Genomic DNA, 8,213 nt, shown 5'->3' with positions numbered 1-8,213 from the left:
AGCTGGGAGGGATCGACCCGCACCAGCCACAGCCCGCCGGCTCCGACCACCTCGACCTCGATCTGCGGCCCGACGCTGCGCCGGATCAGATCCTCCATGCCCGAAACCAGCCGGTTCAGATCCGTGGGCTTGGGATCCAGGGTCTGACGGCGCGAGAAGGCCAGCAGCCGCTGGGTCAGCGACGCCGCCCGCCGGGTGGAGGCCTGGGCGACCTCGATATAGCGCTCGACGCCGGCCAGTCGGTCCCTGCCCAGCTTCCTTTCCATCAGCTCCAGGCTGCCCGCGATGCCCGCCAGCAGGTTGTTGAAGTCGTGGGCGATGCCCCCGGTCAGCTGGCCGACGGCCTCCATCTTCTGGGCCTGGCGCAAGGCTTCCTGAGCCTCGGCCAGTTCGGCCTCGCGGGCCTTGTCGCTGGTCAGGTCGCGGCCCACGGCGATGAAGGTCTCGTCGTCCGTGTCCGGCGCGACGGTCCAGTCGATCGGCGTCCAGGTCCCATCCTTGGCCAGGATGCGGTTCTGGAACCTGGTGGGCTGTCCGGTCCGGCCCATCTCCTCCAAGGCCGCCACCGTCGCCGGCACATCGTTCGGGTCGATGATGTCGGCGTAGGGATTGGTCAGCAGCTCGTGCTCGCTCCAGCCCAGCACCTGGGTCCAGGCCGGATTGACCGCCGACATCCCGCCGCCGTAGTCGGCCCGCGCAAGCATGTCGGTCGACAGCCGCCACAACCGGTCGCGCTCATCCACGCGCGCCTTCTCCTCGGTGATGTCGCGGCCGCTGCAATAGACCATGCCGTCTTCCGGCACCCCGACCCACGAGATCCACCGATAGCTGCCGTCCTTGCAGCGATAGCGGTTGGGAAAGCGGATCGCGGGTTGCCCCTGCTGGGTCAGGTTGAAACCCGCCTGCGTGCGCTCGACATCATCGGGGTGCAGCAGTTCGAAGATCGACATGCTGGCCACCTCGGCCTCGGTCCAGCCCAGCGTCGTCTCCCAGGCGGGGTTCGAGGTCTCGAAATAGCCCTGCGAATTGAGCGCGCCCAGCAGATCGGGGCTGACCTGCCAGGTCAGGCCGCGAGCCTGGGTGCGCTCGATGACCTGGCGCTCCAGATCGGCGTTCAGCTCGCGCAGGCTCGCCTCGCTTTCACGCAGCGCCGCGTCGGCCTTCACCCGCTGGGTGGTCTCGACCACGGTGCAGATCACCCCGGCCGGCGCGCCGCTTTCGTCGGGCACGGGCCAATAGTCGAGGTTCATCCAAACCTGTTCCGGCGCGCCGGTCCGATACAGGGTCAGTTCCTGGTCCTTGTAGGCCAGGGTGCCGCCCGCCAGGCCGACCTTCATGACGTTGTCGTTGAAGTCGGCGACCTCGGGCCAGCCCTCGCGGACGTTGCTGCCCAGCAGCCGCGGATGGCGGCCGCCGGCGAACACCGAATAGGCGTCGTTGTAGATCATCACCCCGTCGGGGCCCCACAGCATGACCATGGGCACCGGCGATCGCAGCAGCAGTCCCGTGGCGGTCTTCAGACTCTGAGGCCAATCCTCGATCGGTCCCAGGGGCGTGGCCGACCAGGCGAAGTCCCGGATCAGGTGGGTGGTCTCACCCTCTCCCTGCAGGAAGCTCGTCGCGGACGAGGCTATGGAAAAATCGACAGACACCAGACGCCCCCTCCGGCTTCGTGAACAAACGCCGAAGCCGGCAAGGAAATGCGGGGCGCGCGATCAGAGTTCCCCACCTGGCGGCGGAAAGCTTGGCCTTCCGTCAGACCCCGAACAGGCCCTTCAGGTACGGATTGAGCATCCGCCCCTCCGGATCCAGTTTGGCGCGCACCTTCAGGAAGTCGTTCCAGCGCGGATAGAGCGCGGCCAATTGGTCCCCCGAGATGCTGTGCAGCTTGCCCCAGTGCGGCCGGCCGCCGTAGCGGCGGAAGATCGGTTCGATCAGGGTGTAGAGGAAGGCGAACTCGTCCTTGTAGTAGGCGTGGACCGCGATCGAGCCCCGGGGCTCGCCCTGAAAGGGCGACAGCCAGGCGTCGTCTGGGGCGATGCGGCGGCATTCGATCGGGAAGAAGACGTCTGGGCGCTCCTTCTCGATGGTCGCCACGATCTCGGCCAGGGCCTTGAGCTGCACCGACGCCGGCAGGTGGAACTCCATCTCGTTGAACCGCACCGGGCGTTCGGTGGACAGCAGCTTCCAGCCCTCGTCGATCGCCTTCTCCGGCTTGGTCCCGCCCAGCAGGGCCCGGGCGGCGGCCTTGCGCAGCGGCGGCGAGAAGCCCAGCAGGTTGCGCAGGCCCTTCAGGGTGTCGAGGAAGACGGTGTCCTGGTCGGGGCCGCGCGGGAGGGCCAGCGCGTCGGTCTCGTCGTGGCTGATGCAGGCGGCCAGGCCCGTGAACGGCACGGCGTAGAATTCGAAATTGCGGTGCTTGGCCCAGCGCGCCTCGGCCTGGGCCAGGGCGTCCTCGAACGGCTCCAGCCAGACGTTGCGCTCCAGCCGGCGGTTGGCCGTGGTCTTCAGCCGGACCTGGGTGATCACGCCCAGCGATCCCAGCGAGACCTTGGCGGCCTGGAAGACATCGGCGTTGCGATGCTCGCCGCAGTCGATCGTCTCGCCCTTCGGCGTGACCAGGCGCAGGGCCGTGACGTCGCCGTGCAGGGCCTTGATCGTGGCCCCCGTGCCATGGGTGCCGGTGGCCAAGGCGCCGGCCAGGGCCTGTTTGTTGATGTCGGGCAGATTGGCCATGGCCCGGCCCTTGGCCGCCAGGGCGGGTCCCAGCGCGCCCAGCCGCGTTCCCGCCGCCACGGTCGCCTCGTCGCCTTCCCAGGCGATGATCCCGGACAGCGAGTCCAGCGACACCAGKGTGCCAGCGGTCGGGACCAGGGCGGTGAACGAGTGGCCCGCTCCCACGGGGCGGATCGGCGCCACGGCGGTCTTGAGCGCCTGGGCCAACTCGGCCTCGGTCTTGGGCGCGACGCGGGCGGCGGGATAGGCGTGCTGCACGCCCGACCAGTTGCGCCACAGCAGATGGCCCTGGGCGTCGGTGGTCGGCGGGGCCGGCGGTTCGGGCTTGTCGTGGGTGGCGACCGCGTAGCCGCCGCCGACCGCCGCCGCGCCCAACCCGGCGCCCACGAGGAGCGCTCCTCGTCTCGAGACCGTCATCCGTTCCGCCCCCGGCCTATCTCGCGGGGTCTTCGCGCCCCGCCATGAAGCGTATCAGGGCCTTGAAATCGTTCGCGTTGCAAGCGGCGCATTGCCCGCCGGCCGGCATGGCCTGGAAGCCCTGGACGGCGTGGTCCAGCAGCACCGCCTCGCCCTGCTTCCAGCGTGGGTCCCAGGCCTGGCGGTCTTGGACCAGCGGCGCGCCCGTGCCGGGGATGGCGTGGCAGGCCTTGCAGGACTCGCCGTACAGCGCCGCCAATCTCGCGTCGGAGGGCGCCAGCGCCTGGGCCTGCGCCGCCGTCGGCGCGGGCGAGACGGGTTGAGAGCAGGCCGCCAGGCCCAGAACGAGGACCGCGGCGACCAGCGCGCGCACTATTCGGCGATCCCGTTCAGGCGCTTGGCGGCGCTGACGGTGTTGGCCAGCAGCATGGCGATGGTCATCGGCCCCACCCCGCCCGGCACCGGCGTGATGGCCCCGGCCACTTCCTTGGCCTCGTCGAAGGCCACATCGCCGACCAGCCGGGTCTTGCCGGCCGCGGCGGCGACCGGATCGCGCGACGGAAAGCGGCTGATGCCGACGTCGATCACCGTGGCGCCCGGCTTGATCCAGTCGCCCCTGACCATCTCGGGTCGCCCGACGGCCGCGACCAGGATGTCGGCCTCGCGGCAGATGCGCGGCAGGTCCTTTGAGCGCGAGTGGGCGATGGTCACGGTGCAGTCGGCGGCCAGCAGCAACTGGGCCATCGGCTTGCCCATCAGGTTGGAGCGGCCGATCACCACCGCCCGCTTGCCCGTCAGGTCGCCCAGCACGTCCTTGAGCAGCACCATGCAGCCGGCTGGCGTGCACGAGGTCAGGGCCGGCAGGCCGCTGGCCAGGCGCCCGGCGTTGGTCACGGTCAGGCCGTCGACGTCCTTGTCGGGCGAGATCGCCGCGACGATCGCCGCCTGGCTCAGATGGTCGGGCACCGGGAACTGCACCAGCACGCCGTGGATGGCCGGGTCGTCGTTCAGGCGCTCGACCAGCGACAGCAGCTCGCTCTGGCTGGTCTCGGCCGGCAGGCGATGGGTCTCGGAATGCATGCCGGCGGCCAGGGTCTGTTCGCCCTTGCTGCGGACGTAGACCTGGCTGGCGGCGTCCTCGCCGACCAGCACCACGGCCAGGCCCGGCGTCAGGCCGTGCTCGGCCTTCAGGACCGCGACCTCGGCGGCGACCTGCTCGCGCAGCTGGGCCGCGAAGGCCTTGCCGTCGATGATTCTGGCTTGCGACATCGCCGTCTCCCGTTTGCGCGTGCCTACCGCCTGGGGCGACCGCGCGCAATATCCGCGACGGAGCGCAGGAAGTCGCTTGAGCGTCGCCCAATCATGCTAGAGCCGAAGCAATGGCATCCGCGTCCCCGACCCAGCGCGCCGACGTCGTCCTGGTGGGCGGCGGACTGGCCAACGGCCTGATCGCCTTGCGGCTGAAAAGCCTGCGGCCGCGCCTGCGTGTGATCCTGCTGGAACAGGGTCCGACCATCGGCGGCGAGCACACCTGGTGCCACTTCGCCACCGACGTCGATGCGGTCGAGGCCGGCTGGCTGCGGCCGCTGATCGTCCATCGCTGGTCGGGCTACGAGGTCCGCTTTCCGGGCCACAGCCGTCAACTGCCCACCGATTACCTCGCCATTACCTCGCAGCGCCTGCACCAGGTGGTCAGCGCGGCCCTCGGCGCCGACGCCTGGCTGTCGGCCAGCGTGTCGGACGTCAATCCGCACCAGGTCACCCTGGCCGACGGCCGGACCATCGCGGCGGGGGCGGTGATCGACGGTCGTGGCCCGCGCAAGAGCCGCAGCCTGGCCCTGGGCTACCAGAAGTTCGTCGGCCAGGGCGTGCGCCTGACCGCCCCCCACGGCCTGACCCGGCCGATCATCATGGACGCCACGGTCTCGCAGGAGGACGGCTATCGCTTCGTCTATGTCCTGCCGCTGGACGCCACGCGGCTGTTGATCGAGGACACCCGCTACAGCGACGGCCCGGCCCTGGACCGCCCCGCCCTGCGCCGCGCGATCGCCGCCTACGCCAAGGCCCAAGGCTGGACCATCGCCAAGGTCGAGCGCGAGGAGGACGGCGTCCTGCCCATCGCCCTGGGCGGCGACATCGACGCCTACTGGCGCGAGGCGCGGCCGCAGGTCGCCGAGGTGGGCTTGCGCGCGGCCCTGTTCCAGCCGACCACCGGCTACTCCCTGCCGGACGCCGCCCGCCTGGCCGAGACCATCGCCGGCTTGCCGCGCATCACCAGCGCCGCGGTCCGCGCCTGCGTAGAGGCCCAGTCCAAGACCGTCTGGCGACGTCGGCGCTTCCTGCGCCTGCTGAACCGCATGTTGTTCCGCGCCTGCGCCCCCGGGGATCGCTACAAGGTGCTGGAGCGCTTCTACCGCCTGTCGCCCGGCCTGATCCAACGCTTCTACGCCGCGCGCCTGACCAAGTGGGACAAGGCTCGCATCCTGATCGGCAAGCCGCCCGTGCCGATCTCGGCGGCCATCAAGTGCATCGGCGAGAGCTCGGTGTTCGGAGGACAAGACGCATGACGACGACCCCGACGAAGCCGAAAGCCGCCGTGATCGGCGCGGGATTTGGCGGCCTGGCCCTGGCCATCCGCCTGCAGTCCTCGGGCTTCGACGTCACCGTCTTCGAGGGTCGCGAGAAGCCCGGCGGCCGGGCCTATGTCTGGCACGACGAGGGCTTCACCTTCGACGCCGGCCCGACGGTGATCACCGATCCCGACTGCCTGAAGGACCTGTTCGCGCTCTCGGGCCGCAAGATCGAGGACTATGTCGAACTGCTGCCGGTCGACCCGTTCTATCGCCTGGTCTGGGAAGACGGCGACGTCTTCGACTACGCCAACGACCAGGCCGAACTGGACCGCCAGATCGCCGCCCGCAACCCCGCCGACGTCGAGGGCTATCGCCGCTTCCACGCCTATTCGGAAGAGCTGTACCAGAAGGGCTATGTCGAGCTGGGCGCCGTGCCGTTCCTCGACTTCGGCAGCATGATCGCCTCGGCTCCGGCCCTGATGAAGCTGCAGGCCTGGCGCAGCGTCTATGACAGGGTCGCCGGCTTCGTGAAGGACGAGCACGTGCGCCAGGCGCTGTCGTTCCACAGCCTGCTGGTCGGCGGCAGCCCGTTCGCCACCTCGTCGATCTACGCCCTGATCCATGCGCTGGAGCGGCGGGGCGGCGTCTGGTTCCCGCGCGGCGGCACCCACGCCCTGATCCGGGCTCTGGTGAAGCTGTTCGAGGACCTGGGGGGGACGCTGCACCTGGCCGCGCCGATCCAGAAGATCACCACCAAGGCCGGCCGCGTCACCGGCGTGATCCGCGGCGATGGCCAGTTCGAGGCCTTCGACACCGTCGCCTCCAACGCCGACGTCATGCACACCTACAAGGCGCTTCTGGCGGATGACCCCAGGGGCAAGAAGGTCGGCAAGGCGCTGGAAGCCAAGCGCTGGAGCCCGTCGCTGTTCGTGGTCTATTTCGGGCTGAAGACCACCCACCCCGAGATCCGCCACCACACCATCTGCTTCGGCAATCGCTATCGCGAGCTGATCGGCGAGATCTACGGCAAGGACGGCCTGGCCGACGACTTCTCGCTGTACCTGCACCATCCCACCGCCAGCGACCCGGCCATGGCGCCGGAGGGCTGTTCCAGCTTCTACGCCCTGTCGCCGGTGCCTAACCTGAAGACGGCCAATATCGACTGGTCGGTCGAGGGGCCCAAGTACCGCGACAGGATCCTGGCCTATCTGGAAAAGCACTACATCCCGGGCCTGACCGCCGACATGGTCACCTGCCGCTTCATCACCCCGGACGACTTCGTGAGCGACCTCAACGCCTGGAAGGGCGCGGCCTTCTCGCTGGAGCCGATCCTGACCCAGAGCGCCTTCTTCCGCACCCACAACCGCGACGACGTGATCCCCAACCTGTACTTCGTGGGCGCGGGGACGCATCCGGGCGCCGGTATCCCGGGCGTCGTGGGTTCGGCCAAGGCCACGGCGGGGCTGATGATCGACGACTTCATGTCCATCGACGGCGGAGTGAACTCGGGCTGATGACCGACGCACTGCAGATCCAGAGCCGTGAGGCGATCCAGAAGGGCAGCAAGAGCTTCGCCGCCGCCGCCGCCCTGTTCGACGCCCAGACGCGGGCAGACGCCGAGATGCTGTACGCCTGGTGCCGCCACTGCGACGACGTGATCGACGGCCAGACCCTGGGTCATGGCATGAGCCCGGTCGCCGACGCCCCGGCCCGGCTGGAGGCCCTCTACGCCCAGACCCGCGCGGCCATGGCGGGTGAGACGCCCACCGATCCGGTGTTCGCCGCCTTCCAGACCGTGGCCCTGCGACGCGGCATTCCCGAACGCTATGCGCTCGACATGATCGACGGCTTCGCCATGGACGTGGCCGGCCGGCGCTACAGCACGTTGGACGAACTTCTGGAATACTGCTGGGGCGTGGCCGGCGTGGTCGGCACGATGATGGCCCTGGTCATGGGCGTGAAGCCGAACGCCCTGCCCACCCTGCGCCGCGCCCAGGACCTTGGCCTGGCCTTCCAGCTGACCAACATCGCCCGCGACATCGTCGAGGACGCGCGGAACGACCGGGTCTATGTGCCCGGCGACTGGCTGGCCGAACTGGGCGTGCCGCTGGACGCGGTCGCTGATCCAGCCCACCGAGCCGCCGTCGCGGTCCTCGCCAAGCGCCTGGTCGACGCCGCCGAGCCCTACTACGCCTCGGCCCGCTGGGGCCTGCGCGACCTGCCGTTGCGCTGCGCCTGGGCGATCGGCGCGGCGCGCGGGGTCTATCGTCAGATCGGGCTGGACGTCGTGAAGGCCGGCGATGCGGCCTGGGACGAACGGGTGGTGGTCAGCGGCCGGATGAAGGTGTGGCGGGCGCTGGAGGGCGGCGTCATGGCGCTGCGCTCGGCGACGCTGGATCGCTGGGCCAAGGCGCCCGAACGGCCGGCTATGTGGTCGCGGATCTGAACTTCTAGGCTCACTCACTTGCCCCCACCTGACCGCTTCGC

At 69.7% G+C, this 8,213-nt stretch carries 7 protein-coding genes; 3 read left to right on the top strand and 4 right to left on the bottom strand.

Translation table 11 applies throughout. The features are described from left to right. The 4 genes from AC1DZ6_RS13345 to folD all read right to left on the bottom strand — a co-directional run. Positions 1–1,652, bottom strand: a 1,652-nt coding sequence (locus AC1DZ6_RS13345; RefSeq protein WP_477097653.1) for a PAS domain S-box protein, incomplete at its 3' end; no start/stop codon positions are given. 103 nt (positions 1,653–1,755) lie between these two features. Beyond that, complete coding sequence (locus AC1DZ6_RS13340) at positions 1,756–3,123, bottom strand: D-arabinono-1,4-lactone oxidase (protein WP_477097652.1); 1,368 nt, start codon at positions 3,121–3,123, stop codon at positions 1,756–1,758. A 46-nt stretch (positions 3,124–3,169) separates the two neighbouring features. Then, positions 3,170–3,529: a c-type cytochrome gene (locus AC1DZ6_RS13335; protein WP_477097654.1), complete on the bottom strand. Its 360-nt coding sequence runs from the start codon at positions 3,527–3,529 to the stop codon at positions 3,170–3,172. Further along, entirely contained in the window at positions 3,526–4,422 is an 897-nt protein-coding gene (gene folD, locus AC1DZ6_RS13330; RefSeq protein ID WP_477097651.1) for a bifunctional methylenetetrahydrofolate dehydrogenase/methenyltetrahydrofolate cyclohydrolase FolD, read from the bottom strand. Before folD ends, AC1DZ6_RS13335 begins: the two co-directional genes overlap by 4 nt. 110 nt (positions 4,423–4,532) lie before the next feature. On the opposite strand from folD, the gene crtY reads away from it, so the two are divergent. The 3 genes from crtY to AC1DZ6_RS13315 are packed head-to-tail and all read left to right on the top strand — an operon-like array spanning position 4,533 to position 8,172. Next, positions 4,533–5,720, top strand: coding sequence for a lycopene beta-cyclase CrtY (crtY, locus tag AC1DZ6_RS13325; RefSeq protein WP_477097650.1), 1,188 nt, complete (start codon positions 4,533–4,535; stop codon positions 5,718–5,720). Beyond that, the gene (locus AC1DZ6_RS13320) at positions 5,717–7,240 is read left to right on the top strand and encodes a phytoene desaturase (RefSeq protein ID WP_477097649.1); all 1,524 of its coding nucleotides are present in this window, start codon (positions 5,717–5,719) and stop codon (positions 7,238–7,240) included. The genes crtY and AC1DZ6_RS13320 overlap by 4 nt, the downstream gene beginning before the upstream one ends. Further along, on the top strand, positions 7,240–8,172 hold the full coding sequence (locus AC1DZ6_RS13315; RefSeq protein ID WP_477097648.1) for a phytoene/squalene synthase family protein: 933 nt from the start codon (positions 7,240–7,242) through the stop codon (positions 8,170–8,172). The genes AC1DZ6_RS13320 and AC1DZ6_RS13315 overlap by 1 nt, the downstream gene beginning before the upstream one ends. Positions 8,173–8,213: the final 41 nt, after the last annotated feature.

Source organism: Caulobacter sp. P1_B12_2 (assembly GCF_056406675.1).
The sequence above is the reverse complement of the archived record's forward strand: the minus strand, read 5'-3'. Positions and strand labels throughout refer to the sequence as shown.

Bases quoted from the DNA above. Each gene is read 5' to 3' on its own strand.
- folD (WP_477097651.1), bottom strand. From the start codon at position 4,422: ATGTCGCAAGCCAGAATCATCGACGGCAAGGCCTTCGCGGCCCAGCTG.
- crtY (WP_477097650.1), top strand. From the start codon at position 4,533: ATGGCATCCGCGTCCCCGACCCAGCGCGCCGACGTCGTCCTGGTGGGC.
- AC1DZ6_RS13320 (WP_477097649.1), top strand. From the start codon at position 5,717: ATGACGACGACCCCGACGAAGCCGAAAGCCGCCGTGATCGGCGCGGGA.
- AC1DZ6_RS13315 (WP_477097648.1), top strand. From the start codon at position 7,240: ATGACCGACGCACTGCAGATCCAGAGCCGTGAGGCGATCCAGAAGGGC.